This window comes from Roseovarius conchicola, from assembly GCF_041403425.1.
Lineage (GTDB): Bacteria > Pseudomonadota > Alphaproteobacteria > Rhodobacterales > Rhodobacteraceae > Roseovarius > Roseovarius conchicola.
Window position 1 is genome coordinate 56,340 of the sequence record NZ_JBGEHK010000003.1, and the last position, 20,965, is coordinate 77,304.

Annotated in this window: 17 protein-coding genes; 5 read left to right on the top strand and 12 right to left on the bottom strand. The window is 54.5% G+C overall.

Annotation, left to right across the window (positions count from 1 at the left end):
- Window positions 1-132: 132 nt before the first annotated feature.
- The 3 genes from V6N02_RS09570 to V6N02_RS09580 are packed head-to-tail and all read left to right on the top strand — an operon-like array spanning window position 133 to window position 3,777.
- A complete protein-coding gene (locus tag V6N02_RS09570) occupies window positions 133-1,356 on the top strand; it encodes an ABC-three component system protein (RefSeq protein ID WP_371225355.1) in 1,224 nt (407 codons plus the stop codon).
- Complete coding sequence (locus tag V6N02_RS09575; RefSeq protein ID WP_371225356.1) at window positions 1,346-1,834, top strand: three component ABC system middle component; 489 nt, start codon at window positions 1,346-1,348, stop codon at window positions 1,832-1,834. The genes V6N02_RS09570 and V6N02_RS09575 overlap by 11 nt, the downstream gene beginning before the upstream one ends.
- Window positions 1,831-3,777, top strand: a complete 1,947-nt coding sequence (locus V6N02_RS09580) for a DUF3732 domain-containing protein (RefSeq protein WP_371225357.1) — start codon at window positions 1,831-1,833, stop codon at window positions 3,775-3,777. Before V6N02_RS09575 ends, V6N02_RS09580 begins: the two co-directional genes overlap by 4 nt.
- A 102-nt stretch (window positions 3,778-3,879) precedes the next feature.
- Here V6N02_RS09580 and V6N02_RS09585 read toward each other — a convergent pair whose 3' ends face one another.
- Genes V6N02_RS09585 through dcm form a run of 3 tightly spaced genes read right to left on the bottom strand, consistent with a single transcriptional unit; the run spans window position 3,880 to window position 6,878 of the window.
- On the bottom strand, window positions 3,880-5,166 hold the full coding sequence (locus V6N02_RS09585) for an MvaI/BcnI family restriction endonuclease (RefSeq protein ID WP_371225358.1): 1,287 nt from the start codon (window positions 5,164-5,166) through the stop codon (window positions 3,880-3,882).
- A gap of 25 nt (window positions 5,167-5,191) precedes the next feature.
- Complete coding sequence (locus V6N02_RS09590) at window positions 5,192-5,653, bottom strand: very short patch repair endonuclease (RefSeq protein WP_371225359.1); 462 nt, start codon at window positions 5,651-5,653, stop codon at window positions 5,192-5,194.
- The gene (gene dcm, locus V6N02_RS09595; protein ID WP_371225360.1) at window positions 5,646-6,878 is read right to left on the bottom strand and encodes a DNA (cytosine-5-)-methyltransferase; all 1,233 of its coding nucleotides are present in this window, start codon (window positions 6,876-6,878) and stop codon (window positions 5,646-5,648) included. Before dcm ends, V6N02_RS09590 begins: the two co-directional genes overlap by 8 nt.
- Window positions 6,879-7,053: 175 nt before the next feature.
- Here dcm and V6N02_RS09600 point away from each other — a divergent pair, with 175 nt between their 5' ends.
- Entirely contained in the window at window positions 7,054-7,269 is a 216-nt protein-coding gene (locus V6N02_RS09600) for a hypothetical protein (protein WP_371225361.1), read from the top strand.
- A gap of 15 nt (window positions 7,270-7,284) precedes the next feature.
- On the opposite strand, the gene terL is transcribed toward V6N02_RS09600, so the two are convergent.
- From terL to V6N02_RS09625, 5 genes are all read right to left on the bottom strand, one after another.
- Window positions 7,285-8,718, bottom strand: a complete 1,434-nt coding sequence (gene terL / locus V6N02_RS09605) for a phage terminase large subunit (RefSeq protein WP_371225362.1) — start codon at window positions 8,716-8,718, stop codon at window positions 7,285-7,287.
- Entirely contained in the window at window positions 8,711-9,106 is a 396-nt protein-coding gene (locus V6N02_RS09610) for a DUF5681 domain-containing protein (RefSeq protein WP_371225363.1), read from the bottom strand. Before V6N02_RS09610 ends, terL begins: the two co-directional genes overlap by 8 nt.
- Window positions 9,103-10,404, bottom strand: a complete 1,302-nt coding sequence (locus V6N02_RS09615) for a site-specific DNA-methyltransferase (protein ID WP_371225364.1) — start codon at window positions 10,402-10,404, stop codon at window positions 9,103-9,105. Before V6N02_RS09615 ends, V6N02_RS09610 begins: the two co-directional genes overlap by 4 nt.
- A 73-nt stretch (window positions 10,405-10,477) precedes the next feature.
- Complete coding sequence (locus tag V6N02_RS09620) at window positions 10,478-10,936, bottom strand: hypothetical protein (RefSeq protein ID WP_371225365.1); 459 nt, start codon at window positions 10,934-10,936, stop codon at window positions 10,478-10,480.
- Between the two features lie 4 nt (window positions 10,937-10,940).
- The gene (locus V6N02_RS09625; protein ID WP_371225366.1) at window positions 10,941-11,147 is read right to left on the bottom strand and encodes a helix-turn-helix domain-containing protein; all 207 of its coding nucleotides are present in this window, start codon (window positions 11,145-11,147) and stop codon (window positions 10,941-10,943) included.
- A gap of 112 nt (window positions 11,148-11,259) precedes the next feature.
- On the opposite strand from V6N02_RS09625, the gene V6N02_RS09630 reads away from it, so the two are divergent.
- The gene (locus V6N02_RS09630; RefSeq protein WP_371225367.1) at window positions 11,260-11,763 is read left to right on the top strand and encodes a hypothetical protein; all 504 of its coding nucleotides are present in this window, start codon (window positions 11,260-11,262) and stop codon (window positions 11,761-11,763) included.
- A 131-nt stretch (window positions 11,764-11,894) separates the two neighbouring features.
- Here the strand turns inward: V6N02_RS09630 and V6N02_RS09635 are convergent, their stop codons facing one another.
- The 4 genes from V6N02_RS09635 to V6N02_RS09650 are packed head-to-tail and all read right to left on the bottom strand — an operon-like array spanning window position 11,895 to window position 20,933.
- Window positions 11,895-13,565: a nuclease-related domain-containing DEAD/DEAH box helicase gene (locus V6N02_RS09635; protein ID WP_371225368.1), complete on the bottom strand. Its 1,671-nt coding sequence runs from the start codon at window positions 13,563-13,565 to the stop codon at window positions 11,895-11,897.
- 2 nt (window positions 13,566-13,567) lie between these two features.
- Window positions 13,568-15,388: a DrmB family protein gene (drmB, locus tag V6N02_RS09640; RefSeq protein WP_371225369.1), complete on the bottom strand. Its 1,821-nt coding sequence runs from the start codon at window positions 15,386-15,388 to the stop codon at window positions 13,568-13,570.
- On the bottom strand, window positions 15,385-18,543 hold the full coding sequence (locus tag V6N02_RS09645) for a DNA helicase (protein WP_371225370.1): 3,159 nt from the start codon (window positions 18,541-18,543) through the stop codon (window positions 15,385-15,387). The genes drmB and V6N02_RS09645 overlap by 4 nt, the downstream gene beginning before the upstream one ends.
- Window positions 18,540-20,933, bottom strand: a complete 2,394-nt coding sequence (locus V6N02_RS09650; RefSeq protein WP_371225835.1) for a UvrD-helicase domain-containing protein — start codon at window positions 20,931-20,933, stop codon at window positions 18,540-18,542. Before V6N02_RS09650 ends, V6N02_RS09645 begins: the two co-directional genes overlap by 4 nt.
- Window positions 20,934-20,965: the final 32 nt, after the last annotated feature.

A 20,965-nucleotide genomic window follows, 5' to 3' on the forward strand; every position in this document is an offset into this window, starting at 1 on the left:
AGATGGATGTTTACTGACGAAATTCCAAGAGGCTATGGAACTTCTCCCCTCTCCCCCTGGTTACTTATTGCTTGAATACTTAAACTCAGGCGTGCACCTTGAAATCAATGAACTTTTTTGGGCGAATATCGAATGAATGTTAAATTGGCGAGTCCTGTGCACGACGCAACCGCATCTGCAGTGGGATTTCGATATCAAGAACGTTTTGCTCTGTTGGAACTATTCGACACGAAGGATGACGAGGCTGCAGTTGCCATTGAAGCTCTGGACGATGTTCAGCTTACGGCAAACGGCACTGACATACTCGAACAGCTTAAACATTCGTTTGCGAAGCAACCAGCGCCGATTGATATCAAGTCTACCAACCTTTGGACAACGCTGAGAATTTGGGCAGGTCTACTAACTTCCGTTGACATATCTAGTACCAGATTTGCGTTGATAACCGTTGCGCCCCTGTCACAAGGTTCGCTGTTGGAGTGTTTGCAAACGGTAGGTTCGGATCGCTCTGGACTGCAGAGCGCGCTTGTTTCGGAGGCTCAACGTGTCTTGGAAGAAGTGAAAGTGGCAGAATTAGCAGGCAAACGCAAAACCCACGCAAAAAGGTTGCCCGGCGCCAAAGCGTATTTGTCTCTCTCCGATAAGGAAAGGGAAGAGTTGCTTTCTAAGATTGCGCTACGTTCCGATGCGCCAAGAATAGACGAATTGGAGAGGATGCTCGCACAGCGGCTGGACACGTATCCAGCACCTCAAAGAGAGACTCTGTCACGAAAGACCTATGAGTGGTGGGATCGTCAGGTTTTGCTCTCATTTGAAAACAAAAGAGATCGCTTCATCGCCCGCCATGAAATTTTGGAGCAGTTGTCGGAGACCAGTGCGATGCTCCACTCTGAGACATTGATGGATAGCTTCAGCAGCAAACAGCCTCCTGCAGTTTTTCATACCAATGAAATGCTGGCAAAGCAGTGTGATTTGGTTGGGGCGAAACCTGCTATGTTAAGACGCGCGCGCATTTCCGAGTGGCAAGCACGGAACCAACGTTCCGAATGGTCTAAAGAAGCACCGTCAAAGCACAGCAAGATCGTTTCTTATGATGAAAAGCTTGTTTTGGAGTGGGAATATCAGCACGAGACTGCATGTGAGAACATGAACGCAGGTGATGAAACATCTCAAAAATCTGAGGGGTTAAATGTATTAAAATGGGCGTTGGAAGATGCTGCCGTAGAAGTTGGCAGTATCGAAAGTACCATAACATCTCCCTTCTATGTCCGCGGAAGCTATCAGGTTCTATCCATTCAGGGTCGTGTTGGGTGGCATCCAGAGTACGTTGACAGATTGGGCTTCAAAAATGACGATTAGCTATGATCTATATGCTGAAACTAACCCGGCATTTGTTTCTTTTTTGTTGTACCGTTTTGTCAAGAGTTTTTCTGATGGCACATCTGAGACCCCACACATTAGCCTCGCGTACCTCGCGGTGCCGTTGGCAATGTCTGAAAGGCTTGAAACCAGCTTTGCTTCAACAAATGCAACGACTGGCTTACTAGCATGGTTAAACCGCTTCCCAGATAGTCGGGTCGGTCTGCAAAGAGATCTTGCGTATTCAAAACATGTTACGGCTGCGGGACTTCGAGCAGCGCTCCACAGCCAGTTACTCAATATAAAACCAGATGGAACGTTGGGAATTGGTGTGGCCAAGAAACCTCCAGAAAACGCTAAGGGCAAACTCTCTAGCGGACCAAAACATGCGGTTTCCCGGGCCGAACGGTTGGGGGTATGGATGTCAAAGGTCGGAGGCCCGGCACTGATATTTTCAGCGTTGGAGGTCACCCCATGAGCCGGTGGAACATTACACAAATTGCATTCTATGGGGTGGGGGGACGTCGCAGAACTTTGAGCTTGCGGCCAGACAAGGTGACGATCCTCACGGGGCGCTCAGGTACTGGCAAGTCCGCAATAATTGAGGCAATTGATTATTGTCTTGGCTCGGAGAGTTGTGATCTTCCGTACTTCGTTCGGAGGCGAGCAATTGGGGTAGCAGTTCATTGGACCGACGGAAACGTCGATATGTTGGTTGGACGTGTAGTTCCGGATGGTGGCAAAGGCACAGAGAAGATGTTTGTGCAAACTGGGGCAAGCTTAACACTACCCAGCTCGTTTGATGGTATGCAAGGACCAGCGCCACGCGCAACGGCAAAACAGTTGATAGAAAGAGCTTTTAAGGTCGCTGATATTGAAGATGCTGACGCAGACGAGAAATGGACAGTCGGCAAAGCAACAATCAGGCACATCACACCCTATCTGTATCTTACATCTGATGTAATAATCAGTAAGTCGAAGCTTTTGCATGATTTCGATAACCCGAATAAGGTACGCGATTTGAAGGCTACGATGCCGTACTTCTTGCAAGCGGTTGATCAAGAAACGGTTTTGACACAACGAAAACTTCGGCGATTAGAGGCCGCTTACGGTCGGTTGGAACGTCAGTCAAAGAGCCAGCAAAAAAGTCGTTCGATGGTAACCGAACGAGCATTGGCGCTTCTCACTCAAGCGTCCGGTGTGGGACTTATCGATGCTCCGTCGCCTGATAACAGCGAACCAGAATTACTAGCTCTACTTCGAGAAATTACAAACTTTGACATCAGCCGAACAGATGTTGAACTCGGCGATCAACTGGGACCGCTGGAAGAAGCTCGAAAACAGGCTGTGCGTTTGGTCTCGTCCAAACGTGAAGAACGGAATGCTCTACGTGCATTGGTCAAAGACTCTTCAGGGTTCGAAACTACAGTCTCCGAGCAATATCAAAAATTGGGGCTTGTCGGTCACTTGAGCCTGGATGCGGGCGTTTGCCCTGTTTGTCAAAATCCCAGTGAAGTCGGCGCCGAGATCGCGAATAGTATCTCGAGTTCTTTGAGCCTAATTGAACAAGAGGTGGCGTCTGTCCAACAAGTTGCTCCTGAATTAATCGAGCAATTGGAGCAAGCAGAGGCCGATCTGAAATCGACCAACGCGCGCATCCAAGAGATCGAACGTCAAATACGGAGTGCTATTCAACAGAATGATGCTCTTAAACGGGCCGACGATGTCGCCCAAGCGCGTGCAATGACCATTGGTCGAGTAGAGCAGTTCCTCGAAACCACTGTGGAGGATTTTCAACAACCTTCGATCAATTTGGGTGATCTTCAAAGTCAGATAGAAGAGTTGCGTGACTTAGTTGATCCGCAGGCGCTGCGCGACAAGATAGCACACGCAGAGAATATGGTTTCAAACTACTCGTCGGAAATGCTGGCGCAGTTACCATCCACCGAGCCATTGACCGGTGCTCGAATGCAATTTCTAGCTGATGGAAGAGTTAGGGTCGTTGAGTCGGTGCGTCAACGCTCGCTGAATATGGTCGAAGTTGGTTCAGATCAGAACTATCTCGCCATACACTTGGCGCTCCTATTCGGTTTGCACAAACATTTTGAACAGGTTTCGTCGCCGGTTCCGGGTTTGTTGGTGATCGACCAGATAAGCCGCCCCTACTATCCAAAGGATGAAAGAGCTGAAGATGAGCGTGATCTTAGCGAAATGAAAGACGACGACGACCGGCGCGCCATGACCCAGATCGTTGATTTCATCTTTGCTGAAACAGCTAGGGCAACCGGTCTGCAAGTCCTATTGATCGAACATGCATACATGGCGAATGACGCCCGATATGTTGATGCAACTGTGGAACGTTGGACAAAGGAAAACGGGCAGAAACTGATTCCCGATGATTGGCCTGAACGTGGTGAATAACCAGTGTCGAAAATGATCGTGCGCTCAAGGTCCGCTTTTGCGGCTTCACAGAAATCACTTGTGCTTGCAGCGAATGTCTTCTTCCCGTCGCTCATGACGCCTTTACAGCATTTCCTGCTCAGCTTTTCTATAAAGCCCCGAAAGTGCCTGATGCCGCACCCGAAACTGACTCCGTCGCTTGAGCCTGGGTTTAGCAGACGTCGCTGCCTCAAGCTTCAGCGCCGGATCATAGTAAACGACACCATCTGAAACCGCCTTGAGAAACAGGAAGAAATCCGTTCCCTCGCACATCTCAATGCGGCCGCCGTACTGGTATTCAAACGGAGGTCCTTGTCGGATTGATGGCACGTAACAGGCGCGCGCGTGTTTTCTGTTCCAGTGGGAAATCAGCCCCTCGAAGGCCCAGGTCGCCGCTCGCGTCCCCTCAGCATCGACAAGATGAATACCACCACCCATATCGGTGATTTTGCCCTGGGGGCCATCATAGCCGCTGATAGCAAGTCTCAGTCCCGTCAGCCCGTTTGCCTCTTTGCCGATTGCGTATGCGCCGCCAAAGTTGATCCGATCGGCTTTACCGGACTGATCCGAATAGCCAAAGCGGCGCACAAATGCGTCCGGCCCGGCCTCACGGTAGTATCCGGCCGTCGGTTCAGGGGTCATTAACGTGACCACGCTTTTGGGTGCAAACCTGATGAAGTCACGGACACCGTACTGTTTTATCTCCCAGCCAAGGTAATCGGGGTCGGCATGGCCGTTCGGGGTGATGCCAAGTTCTGCCTCAAGCGTGTATCCGCCGCCGTTTTGGGCCTGATAAGGCTGAGGTCCGTGAGGTCCGAGTTTTTGGGACCTGATCCACCCGGCCTGGTGGATTTCCCTGAGCCGGTTGATGAGCGCCGTGCGTGTGTCTGCAACCCCGGTTCGCAACCCGGTCAGGTTCAGAAACACCCCTGTGGTTTCGGGAAACTCTGCTGCATCAAGGGCTGACACGACAGGATCAGACCAGCCCGCGGCAAAGCCAAAGACGCGCCCGTCCGGACATGTGCCAAGGAAGAGAACCCGCCCTGGATCCCGTGACCGCATCAGGTCTGAAGGCGCCCGCTCTGCGCCTTTGAGGAACCCGGAGATACGCACTTCAGGGTATTTCGGATAAAGGATCAGAGAGACGTCCGGCGCCAGTGACAAACCTTGCGCATCAATCCAATAGAACCGCACCCCTGCTTTTGCCCGATCCCGCACGCTGCCTGCTTTTGACGAGCTGTCGGTTTCTATGGGCCCATGAGGAATAGTGTTGAGCGCCTCAAAACCACCACCGAGATAGATCTGGTTCTTGGAATTGTCGTTTGGAGCAAGCCGCTTGGCATAAAACGCCGTTGCGCCAGCTGCAGCCATGCGATCCAGCAATGATGTCAGATTGTCAGACAGTGTCCTCGCCCCGGAAAGATACTTCTTTCCGGTCAGAGGACAACCATGTGGCGACGTTGTCAATCAGGTCTTCCCGCGGAAGCTTGCCACGCCCCTTAAGTGCGCACTCCCAGACGCATGCAATCCGCCAGCCTGTTGCATTGAGCGCAGCCAGGTTCCTCTGATCCCGTTCGACATTCCCGCCGATTTTGCCCCGCCAGAACTCCTCCCGGGTTTTCGGCCATTTGAACAGCGGGCAGTCATGCCCGTGCCAGAAACACCCGTTCACAAAAATCACCGCCCGGTACTTAGGCAGCACCAGATCCGGTCGGCCTGGAAGCTTGCGATCGTGCAACCGATAACGAAACCCGCGAGCGTGAAGCCCATGGCGGATGAGCAGTTCGGGTTTTGTATTGGTTCCCCGGATCGCCGCCATGTTGCGACTGCGGGTTTCCGGGGTATGGACGTCAGCCAACTTTTCGGACCGGGCTGGCCCCCTGCCCTTGCAGAATTGACCGGACGTGCGGCTCCATAACCCGGGCAACCTCAGCAAAGACAGGAACGGCCACCGAGTTGCCGAACTGTTTATAGGCCTGGGTATCTGAGACAGGGATCCGGAAATCTTCCGGATAGCCCATCAGTCGGGCACATTCGCGCGGGGTCAGGCGGCGCGGATTGTTGCCTTCGCCGCGGCTTACGAGGATTTCCGAACCATCCTTGTAGTACCGGGCAGACAAGGTGCGGGCGATGCTGTCGCCATCCACCAGGCCAAAGCCAAACCCGTTGCCTTTGGCTTTGTGCTTTGCGGCATAGTCCTGCAGGTATTTCCAGAGCTTATCGGACAGGGTGTATTTGCCGCTGACGGCAGCGTCATTGCCGAGCGTGAAATGGCTCTCCGGGTTCTCATTGCCGTTCTCCGGGTGCAGGATGTCCCGCATGCGGCGCTCCCGGTGGGGTGGCAATATAACATCATCAAAACTGAACGGCACGTCTTCGCGGAAGCCCACAATGACGATCCGTTCGCGGTGCTGAGGCACGAAATGCGCGGCATCAATGACGCGCGGCTCCGGCACATAGTAGCCAAGCTCATCCCGCAGCTTACGCATGATGACCTGGAACGTACGGCCTTTGTCATGACTGCGCAGGTTCTTCACATTCTCAAGCATGAAGGCGGCTGGGCGGTGATGTTTGAGGATCCGCAGCACATCAAAAAACAGCGTGCCCTGGGTCTCATCATCAAATCCATGAGCGCGGCCAAGGGCGTTCTTTTTCGATACCCCTGCAATTGAAAACGGCTGACAGGGAAAGCCCGCGACCAGCACGTCATGTTCGGGAATCTCTTCGGCGTCGACTTCGGTTATGTCCCCGGCAATCGGGCGGTTGTCCGAGAAGTTGGCATCATAGGTCTGCTGGGCGAACCGATCCCATTCCGAGGTAAACACGCAGCGCCCGCCTGCGCTCTCCATGGCCTTTCTCAGGCCTCCGATGCCGGCAAAGAGATCGATAAAGGAAAACGCCGCGCCGGAAGTCTCCGGCTGACGTGCGCCGACTTCCATCCGAAGAAGGTTCATTACACCTTCGCGCGGGGTTTCTTCTCCACGTTTCCAACGGTAGATATGCCCTTCAGAATAGCCGAGGATCTTTGCGGCTTCGGCGACTGAGTGCCCTGTTTTCTGTAACAGTAGTTCGAATTCGGTCATTCTGCGCGCCCTTCGGTTCCACGATTCAGCCTCGCGGGGAATTTTTTTGTCACTATGGCGACAGGATTCCCGCAAGACAAGAACATTCAGAAAACATTTTGATAAATGCCGGGTTAATCCTGATCACAAAAGAAGCCACTGGACTTGCTTTCCAAAGGAAGCGTCAGTCACCACTATGGAAAACGACCCGAAAGATACCGTTCAGCGCCTGTTTGCGGAAGTGACAGTCCGGCTTGAAGATGCGGCCCTTGCCGCACTTGAGGGGCAGTCGCCGTGGATAGACGCGGAAAAGGCCCGCAATGCCGCGTTGTCTGTGCGTGAACACCTGGCAGAAATTGACCGAAAGCTGGATGCGGCTGAGATGATCGCCGCGCGGTATCTGCGTGATTAAACGGGAAAGCCGTCGTTACTCTTCCAGTAGGATCAGCTGCGGCGGAATCATCGCAACGCGGGCGCGGCGCGGCGATCGCCACGAAAGGAGTTGCGTCAGGGCATCCACCTGATCGTCGTGGCGCAGGTTCGGGAACCCGAGCAGTTCGCGTTCAAATCCGGCAAGCCAGGGCGCCTCTTCGGGCATCAGCAGATCGCCCGCCTCGATGCGGTGTGTCTGGGCTGAAAACCTCGTTTCCTTGTCGCCTTCGGGTTTTCGCGCAATTGGTGTCGGCACCCCCTGCAAGGCCTCATGGCGCAGAACCTGGATCAGCTGCGCCCCGCTCGCCGCATCTTCGATCAATAGCATATCCGTCTGCCATGATCGTGCCTGATCAATAGTGCGGCGGCGCAGATCCGGAAACTGCAGTTTGTCACGAAGCACATCCAGTACAAAAACCTGACTCTGTCGGACGAGCCCCGTAATGCAGACCGAGAAATCGTTGAACACGCCGTCTTTGCTGGCTGTATCCCAGCTCTGAACGATCAGATCTCCCGGCTGGCGCTCGGGCATTTCTTTGTACCGTTTGAACCACTCCCGCTTCACATGCAGACCTTCCGCCGGAACCGGAGATTGCTGATACTGGGCCGAAAATGTCGCTGACCCCATCACGGTTTTCAGCGCTTGCAGGCGGGCGACATCTTCACGCTCCGGATGCAAGGCATCGCCTGACTGCCGTTCGTGAATCCGCCCCCCGCCAAGCGGCACGTGTTCACTGGTTTCCGCGATTGCCTGCAGGCTGAGATGATCCCAGCCACCGGCCTCCAGCAAATGCCCGGCCAGATCCCCCTCATGCAGGCGCTGCATCACCAGCAGGATCGCACCTTTCGATTTATCGTTCAGGCGCGATGACAGCGTATTTGCATACCAGTGGATGACCTTGCGCCGTGCAGTTTCGGACACGGCTTCATCGGGTTTAATCGGATCATCGATGATGATGATGTCGCCGCCGCGCCCGGTCAGCGTGCCACCAACCGAGGTAGACAGCCGGCCACCGCCTTTTGTGGTCGCAAAGTCCATTTCGGCCCCGCCGCCGCGTTTCAGGCGGGTGTCCGGAAAAACGCGCCGATACCAGTCTGTCTGCATTATCGCGCGGCAATCACCTGCGTGTTTCTGGGCCAGTTCGCCCGAATAGCTGACGCAGACGAATTTCAGCCCGGGTTCGCGGCCGAGCCGCCACGCAACCCAGGCGACCGAAATCGCAATAGATTTCAGGTAGCGTGGCGGCATAGTAACAATCAGACGTGTTGAAGAGCCGCGCTCCACCCGGCCCAGCTGATGCCCAATGGCATCGTGGTGCCAGTTCGGTACGAATTTGTCACCCCCAGAGGCTGTCGTGAACGCCTTTGAAAGAAACGCGATGAAATCTTCCCGCAGCACAGCGTCGAAGTATGCCTGGCGGTCAGTCATCCCCCGGCTTCCCGCCCTGCCGTTCTAAAAATTGCTGCAGAATGGCATCATCCTCCGGCAAAAGACGCGATGTGCTTACCGGGATCTCATCATCCGGCCCTAGCAAGGAAATCGCCAGTTCCGCGAGCTTGCTGATGGCGCGCATATCGCCTTTCACGGCTTTCGCTGTTAGCTGTTTCACCATCAGCTGCTGTTTAGTCAGCTTGCGGGTCCGGCCATTTTCCGTGATCGTCACCCGTTCACCAAGCTCTGCTTTCAGATCGGTTTTCAGACCGCGTGCGCCTTTCGGCCGGCCACGCGGATTGCCCGACTTCCCTTTCTGAAACTGCCCGCTCTTGGGAGGTTTGCCGTAGCCGACATCGTAGCTGTGCCTATCCTTGCCGCTCATGTGTCATCTCCGCGTTCGACACTGATTGCCGCAAAGCTGTCAAAACCCTCAGCATGGACCGCCGTTTCTCCGGTTGCGTCCTGCAGGCGGCGAACGATCAGATCTGCGTAATGCGGGTCGATTTCCATACCGACCCCGATCCGGCCAGTCTTTGTAGCCGCTAGCAGGGTGGTTCCCGATCCGGCAAAGGCGTCGGCAATGATCCCGCCGCGCTCAGAACAGTCCATTATTGCATCGGCCACCATCTCGACGGGCTTCACCGTCGGATGCGCCTTTAGATCGTCCATGCGACCGGCGCGGAAGGTATTGGCGCCGGCATAGGTCCAGAGATTGGAACGGTGCCGACCGGTTTCGCCCAGACCAAAGTTGTTGATATGGGAGGCCGTACCGTTTTTGAACGCAAAGACAAGCTCGTGCTGGGACCGGTAAAAACTGCCCATTCCCGCATTGGTCTTGGCCCAGATGCACAGGTTCTTCAGCTCACCGTATATTCCATCCGCGGCATCGAGCACTTCCCGCATGTGCCGCCAGTCCATACAGACAAAATGAACCGAACCATCTGCACTGAACGCTGCCAGGTTCCCGAACGATTCCCTCAGAAACTCCGTGAACGCGTCCTGCGACATCTCACCTGACGCCATAGCGAATTCACGATGCCTGACCGCGCCAAGCCCGGAGACGTGCCCTGCGATCGGCACATTGTACGGCGGGTCGACAAAAATCATCTGCGCTTTGTCCTTACCCATCAGAACCTGCCAGTCGTCAGGGTTCAGCGCATCTCCACAGAGCAGCCGGTGCTTCCCGATGAGCCAGAGATCGCCGGGGCGGCTGACGGTCGGACCGTCGGTCTCTGGCAGCGGCACAGTTTCTGATTCAGCCATCGTTTCCGGCGCCAGAAGCACGTCGATCTCGCCCGTCTCAAAACCGGTCAGCTCGATGTCGAAGTCAATGTTCAAATCAAGCAGGCCCTGCAGTTCTATCGCCAGAAGATCAGTGTCCCAACCCGCATTTTCCGCAAGCTTATTGTCAGCGATGACGTATGCTCGCTTTTGCGCGTCGGTAAGATAATCGAGGCATAGTACCGGAACATCCTTCATTCCGAGGAGTTTGGCAGCCTCGATCCGACCGTGTCCTGCAATGACTATGCCGGCCCCATCCGTCAGAACCGGGTTGGTCCAGCCGAATTCCTCAATGCTGTCTGCGATCTGGCGGATCTGCTTTTTTGAGTGCGTCCGTGGGTTGTTGGCATAAGGCTTAAGCTGATCAACCGGCGTACGTGTGTATTGTGTTCTGGACATGTAATTTCTCCTGAATGCGATTTCCCACATTCATGGAGAGTTTCCCTGTTCAAAGCCCTCACGGCATTTGGCACTATTTACGTGAGGAGATCCGGTTCAGGATATTCGCATGATGCCCGTCATGACCATGAAACCAGATTGAGGTCAGACGTGCCGCGCATTCATGACGGGAGAGTGTGTGATGAAAATTCTGCGAATGCTCCTGGGCAAACGCAATCATTTCATCAGGCAGGTCGTTGTCTTCTTCATCCCAATGTTTCATGGCAGAGTAAATCAACCTGAACTCGATCGTTTCAAGCTTTTCATATCGGTTGGGTCGCGGCCCACGTTTCGGGCGAATACTTCCATCCAATAAACCACAGACATGTTCCAACAGCGCCTCCGGCCACTGTTCCGGCGGCTCCTGTCGCAAAACTTCTGCTAGTTCGTCTGGGTAGACAAACTCGCCTTTTCCGAGGCGCCAGGCCAGCTCGTCCGATCTGGTCTGGCGCAAGTGATCGAATTTGCCCTTTATTTCGCCGGAATCGGTCATCTTCTTACTCTTCCAGCAACCGCCAGGACGGGATCCCGAGAGGTTTGGCAATCTGCTCCAGCACTACAACAGTCGGATTGCGAACGCCCCGCTCAACACCGCTCACATAAGTCCGGTGCAAACCACATTCGAGCGCAAGCCCCTCTTGCGAGAATCCAGCCTGCTTGCGGTATTTCTTCAGATTGCGGCCAACCCGCTGGCGAACGTCCATCCCAAGTATGGGCCATAAATGTTGCCTTTTAATCTACAGACTATAAGTCTCTTTTTTCTTGACTGTCGGCACGCGGGAAGCGTGACTGAGGCGACAACCACGCGGAAATAAAATGCCAGACGCAAATCACAACGATGCATCAAGCCTGAGGGAACAGTATCTAGAATACGGCTTCCTCGGTGAACTCTGCCGGGAGATGTGGAAGCGCGGCATCGAAATGGACATCCTGCGCAGCCATACGGATCGCAGCGGATATGACATCTTGCTCGAGGCAAACGGCGTCGAACGACACGTACAGATGAAATCCAGCTTTGTCGGTGCCAAAACCGCAAGGCAGAAAATCAACGTCCGGTTGGCAGACAAACCATCAGGCTGTGTGGTCTGGGTTCGCTTCGATCCGGAGACTCTCAAACTTACAGAATTTCTGTGGTTCGGCGCATCACCCGGCGAACCGCTGCCGGAACTGGGTGACAAGATCGGCAAACATGAGAAGGGCGATCAACACGGATACAAAGCCCAACGTGCTGCTATCCGCGTGATCAACAAAGGTAGGTTTGACCTTGTACCTAGCATTCCCGATCTTGCAGACCGCCTGTTCGAACCGGGCTTAACATAACGGCCCCTATCATTTGGGCATACGCTCGAAAGCGGCCATTAGCCAAGCTTGGCTTCAACGACCGCATTAGGCCGTCGCTGAAAAACTGAACGGCTATGCCGTTGCGGAATCCCAAAAAAGACGAACCCGCATTATGAGCCCTTATCTTTCTTAGTCATGGTTATTCGAGCGATGTCTTCAGACGTTCCTGCCAGCTCAAGCAGAATATTTGCCCGGCTTGTGGCGACATAAATCAGCTCAGGATCTCGCAATTCCTCAAGGCCAATTACAAAGACGCAGGGGCGGGACAGACCTTTGAACCTGCGGACAGAGTCGAAGATGATGTGTTTGGGGGCCAGGTCATCCGCGCGACAAGTTTCGATGCCAGCGATTTTTCCTGGCGGCGCCTTCAAGTCATTCGAGTTGCCTGTTAGCACGGCTATCTGCCCAAAACCGACTTGGGAGGATGACAACAAGCGAGCTATTCGCTCATTGACTTTGGAAAATGCAAGGTCGCTTGAGCGACACTCTATGATGCCGACCGGTTCACCTTCAGGGCCAATGGCAGTTGACCGCCGGCCCTCGTACCACTTGGAAATCAGTGCATGAATGCGTCGAGTGTTCCGGAGGTTTCGCGTCAGTGGAATGGCTGAGTGCGGCAACGCTGAGATGAAGTTGTCGTCCTGTGTGAAAAGACGCTGATTGTCGTCGAAAAACACACAGAAGCGCTGATCTCCTCCATCCTTCAGGATCAGTCGCAAAGAATTCAACCATGAGTCACGAAAATCCTGGCCTTCATCGATAATGATTGTATCGAAGCCGAGATCACGTCGGCTACCCACCGCCTCCATCAGAGCTTCTGGCAGGTGAGTATCAAACAAAGTCTGCCCGGCGTTCGCAGGTAACTGAATTGAAGCCTCTTCAGCGAACTTGCGGCAGAGTGAATGGAAACTGGCGACGACAAGGTTCTCCTGATCTCCGCACGAGTTCTGAAGATGATTTGCCAGTGGCGCGTTGAAACAGGTTAACAAAGTACGCTGCCCGTCCTTTGCAAATCTGATGGCGGCTTCAATTGCCAATACGGTTTTCCCACTTCCTGCTCCGCCAGATACCGCCAGTTCATGGTTGTCAGTCAGGGAGTCAAGAATCCAAGCCTGCTCGCCGGTCAGACGTTCTATTTCCTTAGCGTCATCCGCGAGGCTGCCACCGATATGAGCATGGAGTTCGAAGTGGCTAGCCAAGAGTTCTTCGAGCGCCTTCAATCCATCAAGGCCAAGTGGCTCCTCGCGCACATCAGCCCCTTCCGTCATTCGGCGCACGACCCAGCGATCAAGTTTCTCCATGTCGTCACCAAAGGCTACGATTTCGAGCGGCGCGTCAGATGCAAGTGCCCGGGACGGTCGCGTGCTTCCCGGGAGGATTGCCCCGTGACGAACTCGTAGGAAACGACTGCCAAGACGCTTCTTTATTCGCTTGAGAAAGTGATGCTTACTACTCCGAGCCTGAGAAATCGGATTCTTAATTCTGAACGTGAATCCATCCCGGTCAGTAGTCAGCCATTGACCATCTTCGCTGCGACAGCTTACACGCCCACCCTTAACTTCAAGAAAAAGAAGTCCGTTCTCGCGATGTGCGACGATGAAGTCGGCCTCACCGTCAAATTCGCCACCGCCGGCATCCGCTTCATGCCACGAGCGTGAATAATAGACATTGTAGTCGCCTGCGAGTTGGTCGCGAAGCTTCTCGTAAACACGAATTTCAGAAGACAGTTTTTGATTTTCAATAACATGTTTAGGAAGCTGCGACGGATACATTCGGGCCATAATCACTCACCCCCGTTGAGAATTTTTCTGAAGAATCCGATTTTAGGCTGGTCCGGTGTGCCGACGAGCATGCCGCGATCAAGATGCCGATTAAAATGCTCGCAAGAAGTTTCAGGAAGAAATGTGCAGCAATGGCATGCCGCAGACCCTGAGCCTTCCGACAAAGACAGGATCCCACTGCTGCAAAGTGGATCAGAGGAGCACCATTCCAGATCACGTAAGGCTGAAACCAAAAGCGGTCCCAATTCACTTGTTCGCCCCTTTCGCGATAGCCCGCCCAATGTGCCATCGGAATCCGGCGCCGATGTATAGAGAAGGAAGCCGCACATTCCACCCGGACCAGACGAAACGTACAACCGCTCTCTGATGGAAGCGGTAGAATATCCACTGTCCAGTGAAAGCTGCTCCGCAAGGGCGTGCGCGGTCGTGTGTACCAAAAGGAAACGCGGCGAGATCGTCATCGGGAACGGGCGATCGTCTCCATTGTGCTCTCGCCAGGCGTTCTCCGCCGCAAAGTGCGCCTCTTTAGCCCGGTCAGAAACCTCCTTTCGCGCCTCCCATTTTGAGACCTCTTCTTCATCAAAGTTTATGAAGATCCCTTCTCCACGCACTTCAATAGCAGGAAGCCAGTTCAGCTTTGTGTCCGAAAGTGGCGCAACAAATGCACTGTTATCGTTGGCTTCCACAGCATTGAGCCGACTGAAACCTCGCAACACCCGGACCTCACGCAATCGTTCAACTGACGCGAGGTGACTCAGGTATCCTGACATCTCAGGTGGCAGGCTCTGTGGGTTGATTTGGAACTCGGGGAAATGCTCGTCACCTGCAATCCCGGAGCAAAGCATCATATGTTCGTTGGGTCGAAGATCGCCCGTTTGGTCATCCAGCAAAACAAGCAAAGTCAGGATTCTTGCCGCCAGTTCCTCTGCAGTAACCTGTGGATCTGGCCAAACCGGGTGTATCTTTCTCTTCACATAGAGAGGGAGCTGGTTCCGATCGTCCAGCGATATCAGATCATCCCAGAATTCCTCCAGCATATCTCGGAAAGAACCACCAAAGGGAGGTACGTCTAACGCCGAGGCAATGACCGGAAAGTAAGCATTTGAAGCACCTCGCTGAATTGCTACAGGCTGATGGCTGCAACCCTTAGCCTCAGATTTCAGCCAGGGCGACCTTCCATCACAGGGCAGCTTTCCAAGTGCTCTTGGGGAAAGAGCCCCGTCCAGATCCCTTTCTTGTTTGCACTCGGTACAGTGAACTTTCAGCCCCTTCAAACCAGCGCCATCGCCAATCAGTTTTAGAGGCTTCCTTTTTGAACACTTCTCAAGATGTCTTGGCCATGACATCCACGGAAAGTCCTGAAGATGTCCGGCGGGACAAGTGACGACAAATCGAACCGGCACTGCGTAGACTTTTCTGATCCGCTTTCCTCTGCCGGTACTGCAATTTGTGCAGTAGAGTTCTGGCTTTTCAATCTCAGAGCCCCAGAATCGACTTCTCTGCAAAAGATTGCAGCTCGGGCAAACATGCCAGTCAGGAAAGCGATATGCGGGCAACAGGCGCGGCCTCTTGGACGGTCCGAACCGTTCCTCACCGACAGGAGGCAAGCGAAATCCGCGTACTTGCAAGCGCGCCTGGAGGGGCTCGTGATTGATGCGCTGGTCATTAAGCAAGCCCGGTTTTGCCGAAAGCTTATCCCAAAACTCGAGGCCAGCGGCCACCACAGAAATTGGCGCCCCGTCTTCACCCCGAAAATCAATAATGGCCCCGGGACCATTGCCGGAGAGAACCTGACTTCTTCGAATTTTTCCAATAGGTTTCAAAGATTTGTCTCCGTTTCGCGGGATCCACCAAGGAGAATGAACGGCGTCGACGCCTCAACGGTCCGTAGTGAATTTGGCGTCGGTTTCTGCTTGCTGAAGCGCGCTCTGTTTCCGCGTTCAGCTGCTGCTTCTGCGGAGGTTAAGAGCGCATCGTGATAGTCGCTCCAGTAATCACTAAGACCTTGATGGTCGAACCAGTCATCAAGGAACCTGTCGAGCTGATGGCGCGCAGCTTCAGCCTCGGCTGGATCAATGCGCTGGATCCGATCAACGATCTTATCCAGCAACTCCTCTGCTTCCTTCTGATGCTGTTCAATGGCTCCCGGGTCCGTCATTCCGTCTACAAGGTGGCGAACCAGCGCTACATACGGAGCATGAAGTGCTCTGTCTCGGGCCCGCGGCGCGAAGGGTGTGACACTTGTAGCCTCGACGTCTCGATAAAGACTGCGGTGCCAGCTGGCGAAAGTCTCATACCGGCTGCGGTCTCGAGATTTCGCGGCGTTGAAAAGGGTAATCACAAGGCCGGGAGCACGGCTGCTGCGACCAACCCGGCTGGTAGCTTGAATATACTCAGCGATAGTTTTCGGCTGTCCGTTGACCAACATCAAGCCAAGCCGCGAAACGTCCATTCCAACCGAAATCATGTTGCTGGCCAACACGATGTCGATGTGATCCGGATCAGTCCATGGCCGCTCAAGATCCTTCAGGAAGCGAGGGATTTCGCTTGAGCGAACACGGCTCGTCAACTCGATTTGTGTCTGAGCATCGCGCTCTGGCTCCTTCCCATGGCGCGCAGCATAATCATGAATACTTCGTGCCGCGTCGTCTCGCATCAGAACCAGCGCACCACCGAGCTCCCGTAGCGAATTGAAATAGTTTACCAGCGTCCAGTAGCCATCTCGCGACTTGTCATCCAATCTCTTGTCGGTCGCCGCCTGCAGAAGCGAAGCTGCGACCGCCTGTTGAGTGAACTTGGCCGAACGTCCGACCGTAGTTATGCCAACGTACCGGCGGCCCGGTACAGTGCGATCCTCGACAGCGAACCCTGAATTGGTGTGGTCGAGCCCCGGCGGCGGAAACTGAAAAGAGTTACGGTCAAACAGCGCTCGGATCTGCGCTTCAGCACGACGGATTGTTGCAGTCGAACCAATGATTTTTGGCCGATACCCCGACGTGTCACGGCACAACTCGTCGATGGCAGTTTCATAGAGGCCCGCGAGACTTCCAAGAGGCCCTGAGATAAGATGCAACTCATCCTGAATGATAAGTTCCGGCGGGTCTGACGGTGTTCCGATACCGAACAAACGGCCCGATGTCTGATTTCGTGTGATCTGTGCGTATTTGTCCACCGTTCCAATGATGAGTGTTGGCTGCTCGCGATACACGTCCTCGTCAACCGTCCAGACAGGTACGGGGCCTATTGCCCGGGCCACTTCGCAAGACGCCGAATTACAACGCGCTTCGACTCGATCACCATTGGCGGAAAGTTTCCACTCCATAGGCTCGTGGCAGCAAGGACATGTTCGCAACTGCGCGGGAGAACTTTCGCCGTTATTTGCCAATGCTCTCTCGGCATCCGCCACACTATTTGGGGTCGCACCTTCGCCGACCCAGAGGCCGAGAGAGATCGGTGCGTCAGTGGCGAAGTGCTGTGGCACCTGACTGAAGCCCGCATCGGTCTTGCCGAGCCGGATCAATTCACAGGCCAAAATTAGAGCAGCGGCTCTCTCAAATTGCTGAATTGTAAGTAGACGAAGCGTGTACCTCATGAAGGTGGTCACCCCCGCACCACCCGGATCACCGGCGGCTCTGAGGCGCCGCAGGAAGATAGTAAAGGCTGTGAGGAGCAAATATGCTTCTGTTTTTCCGCCTCCGGTTGGGAACCAAAGGAGATCCATTGTCTCACGCTCGTGAGAGGCGCTATTGGCAAGAGATTCCAAACTCAGAAGTGCAAAACCGAGCTGGAAAGGCCTCCATGACAGTTCCGGCGGGTCGGGCTCGACCCTCCAGGAATATTGAAGTGCAAGTGCAGCATTGGCCATACGAAAGGCATCGAGAACATCAGGCGCTTCTGCCAGAAGCGAGATACCTCTTCGCATCCGGTCCTCTGCCGCACGGCAACGCCTCATGTGTAGATCACCTTGTTCAGCCAGTTGCGCTGGGAGCCCGGCAACACCACCCTCGGTCTTTGCGATCCATGCCAAATATGCATCCACAAATGCATTCAGGGCTTCGCAAAGCTCGATTCTGTCCTGCGTTGCAAGCCAGCGGGCGCTAAGTGCGGCACGAACTTTGTCACTTTCGAACTCTACATCACCCGCTGCGCTAACAACGTGAACGGTCGATTCCGGAAACCAGCTGGTTTCTATCTCCTTGATTGTGCCATCGACCGGCTCCTTCCAGGTTGCGGAGCACGTGTGTCCCACAGCCCATTGCTGCACATTCTTGTAAAGCAGACCGGCTGATTTTGCATCGTCGTCTTGAGTTGCTCCCGCCACGCGTTCTGGCTTTGGAACCAGGCGGCATTCCTGATCGCAATGAACAGACAACGAAACCTGGAACAAAGCGGCTTCTTCGTTTGCCTCACGGCTTTTTGCCCGCGCTGGCTTGGTATCGTTGGTCAGTGCCAGAGTAACCAGCAGGACACCCTCCCACGTTGCGACGCGGTAGTGAAGGCTTGCGCCGGAGAGCCCATAGTCCGCCAGACTGAGTGTCGGAACTTCATCAGATTGTAATTTATCGAGTTGAAGAACGAGTTCCGCCACATGCGGCTCGCGTCGCCAATCTTTTCTGCGTCGAGTTTGGGACCCCCCATCCTCGTTCTCAGGCTCCTCGGCTCGATAACGGGCTCCTTCAACCCGCACACGCAATGAAGCGCCATTCCCCAGCGACTGAACCCCGAAAGACAAGCCAATGGAGCTTGGCCTGAAAGTTGATGCGGCCTTTACGCCGTCGAGTGAGGTGCCGGCATAGTCCGCGTCGTCGGCATCAGATGCCTCATCATCCTCTTCTGCAGAAATTGTTGTTCTGTGAGCAAAGAGAATGCCGGTGAGATATCGGTCCGTCGGCCTGTCGGTGATTACCTCGTCGTTCGCTTCCGGCCCGATGAGGTCGACTTTCAGTCGTTCCAGCATTATATCTCGGGCATCGTTCATCGGCATTCTCCAAAATTGTTTTCGCTCCAGCGAGGCACCTTTGCAAAGCCCCCTAGCAGAGGCATCAACCCAATAGAAGGAACGTTACCCGTGCGGTCTGGCACGGCAACGGTTGTTGCTCCCACAACGGAAAAACCAGAAATCCGCTCAGGCATTGGACTATCCGAAGTAGTCTGGCATACAGAATGCAGCGCTTCGGCAAAACCGGAAGACAGGCAACCTATTGCGACGGCATCGCTTTCGTCGGCGCGAACCAGAAGCCTACCTTCAGGATCCAAGAACGTCTCAGCAGATACCCCGTCCGCCGCAGCCCGCCAGATCGCTTCGCTCACATGCTGAGCATCACTTACCTGCGCCATTCGAAGAAAATCCTGCCAGTTTTCGAGGTCGCCCTCGAGCCCTATTTCGATCAATCTGTGGTCCTTGCGAGGTGCCCAGTATCTTTCGGGCTTGCCCGTGGAATAATACTTGTCCGGATGGATCCATGACGTCCTCAATTCAGCAGAAGAACGTGTCGAGCCGACGTAGAGAGTACGCGCCTCCTCTCCCCAATCGACCGTGTCGCCGTATGGAGCACGCGTCAAAAGCAACATCACTCGTTGATCTTCACGACCCTTTACCGCGTGGATCGTTGAAAGCAGTGGCCCACGTTTGCCTTCATAGTCGCAAAGCAGCTCCAGAGGTACATCTTCGAGCGCTTCAGCCACATGGCCGACAAGGATGTTTTCACGTCCGCTTCCGTCAAGCTCCAGAAGGGTTTCCCAACACTCCTCGCAGCCCTCGTCAATTGCCGGATGAACGGCACCATGTAAAAATTCAAATGCATCCCTCGACAGCCTCTCCGACCCTGATAGTCCGCCGAGTGTTGCACCGATCCAAGGCGCAATCCGAATAGGGCGGTCTGGAAGACGCATACGGAACTGACGGCCCTCCGCTCGCAAGGCCTCGGCCGCTGTAAAGAGCGCGTTGCGGCTCCGAGTAAGGATCAGGCCGCGTGTCGTAGACGGATGGGTAGTGAAGCTCTTTACATCTGTCTCCAGAGCTGCGGCCTGTATCGTTTGACGAACCTCGAAGTACGTACCTCGAGAACCTCTAGGGTCACTCCGCAGGGTCTCCCGAGCGTCTGAAAAAAGCTGCTTAAGTGAAATGTTGCTGGTGCGGTGATCATGCTCCAGTCTGTAGCTCTCGAAATCGTTGGTATCAGCCTTCTCAGAGAGGAAAGTGGCTTCAGTCCTATCGCGGCCTTGATAGCCATAGATTGCCTGAGCGAAATCACCAAGAATCGTGACACCGCATTCCGGATGCAGCAGCTCGACCAGAGCATCACAAAGCGCCTTTCGATCGCCCACGAGATCCTGCGCCTCATCGATAATGACATGCTCAAGCTGTCCGATTGCATTTGCCACGAGCGGGTCACCGGAACGCAACAGTTGCTCTGCGGCTCTTATGTTCGCATCGTAGGTAGCCGCGCCTGCGGCGCCAGTGACAGAAAGAAGACGTGAGGCGAAAGAGTCGAAGGTCCGTATTTGCAGGGCGGCTACATTCGGCTGCTCAGCTAGTCGCGTGTAGACCCGCTCCCTGAGTTCCGCCACAGCCATGCGCGTGAAACTCAGGAGCAGGATACGGGAGGGAGAAAGGTTTTCCTCCTGTACGAGCGCAATCACGCGTTCACACGCAACATGGGTTTTCCCCGACCCTGGTCCTGCCTCGACTACGAGGCGGGCCGGGCCCAGTGCTTTGATGACTCTGTCTTGACTCGGATCGCTTGGGCGGGTGCCTGCGGCATCCTCGAACAATGGCACTATCCCGAACCATTCGTTCAGGAATCTGGCATTCAGGTCGCTCAAAGACCACTCCCGCGTCACAGGGTTGAAGGAACCGCACAGTTGAAGCGCGAGACTCAAAGTCTCAGGTACAGGCGCCGGCCATCGACCCTCTGATGGCAGCAACTCGGTGACGCCCTCCAAATCGCTAAGGCCTAACTCCCCTAGCAAGTCGATCAGGGTTTCTGTTTCGCCCGCCTCTACCACCGGGAAAAGAAGATCAAGGTCCTTGCCGGCACCGATACCATGGCTGCCAAGCAAGATAGTGCGGCCATCCGGCAGCGATATGCGCCGCTCAGACAATGATACTAAGACAGTTTCACCACGCATCGTCCCAAAGCCGATGTCGTGAACGCTGCACAAAGTATCGATCACATTCTCAACTGTAGCTATTGCTTCTGAGGAGGCACTGCCGCTCATGAACTGAGCCACCAATTCCACAACAGCAATCCGGCTGATGCCTTTCCGAGCATAAACAAAACTACGCACCAAGTCGGCGATCGCGCGTCTGGCACGCGGCCCGAGATCTGCGGGCACAACCATGTTTAAAAACTCTTGGGTATTCACGTTCAAAATGAGCTCTCTGTTGAATTGGCGTT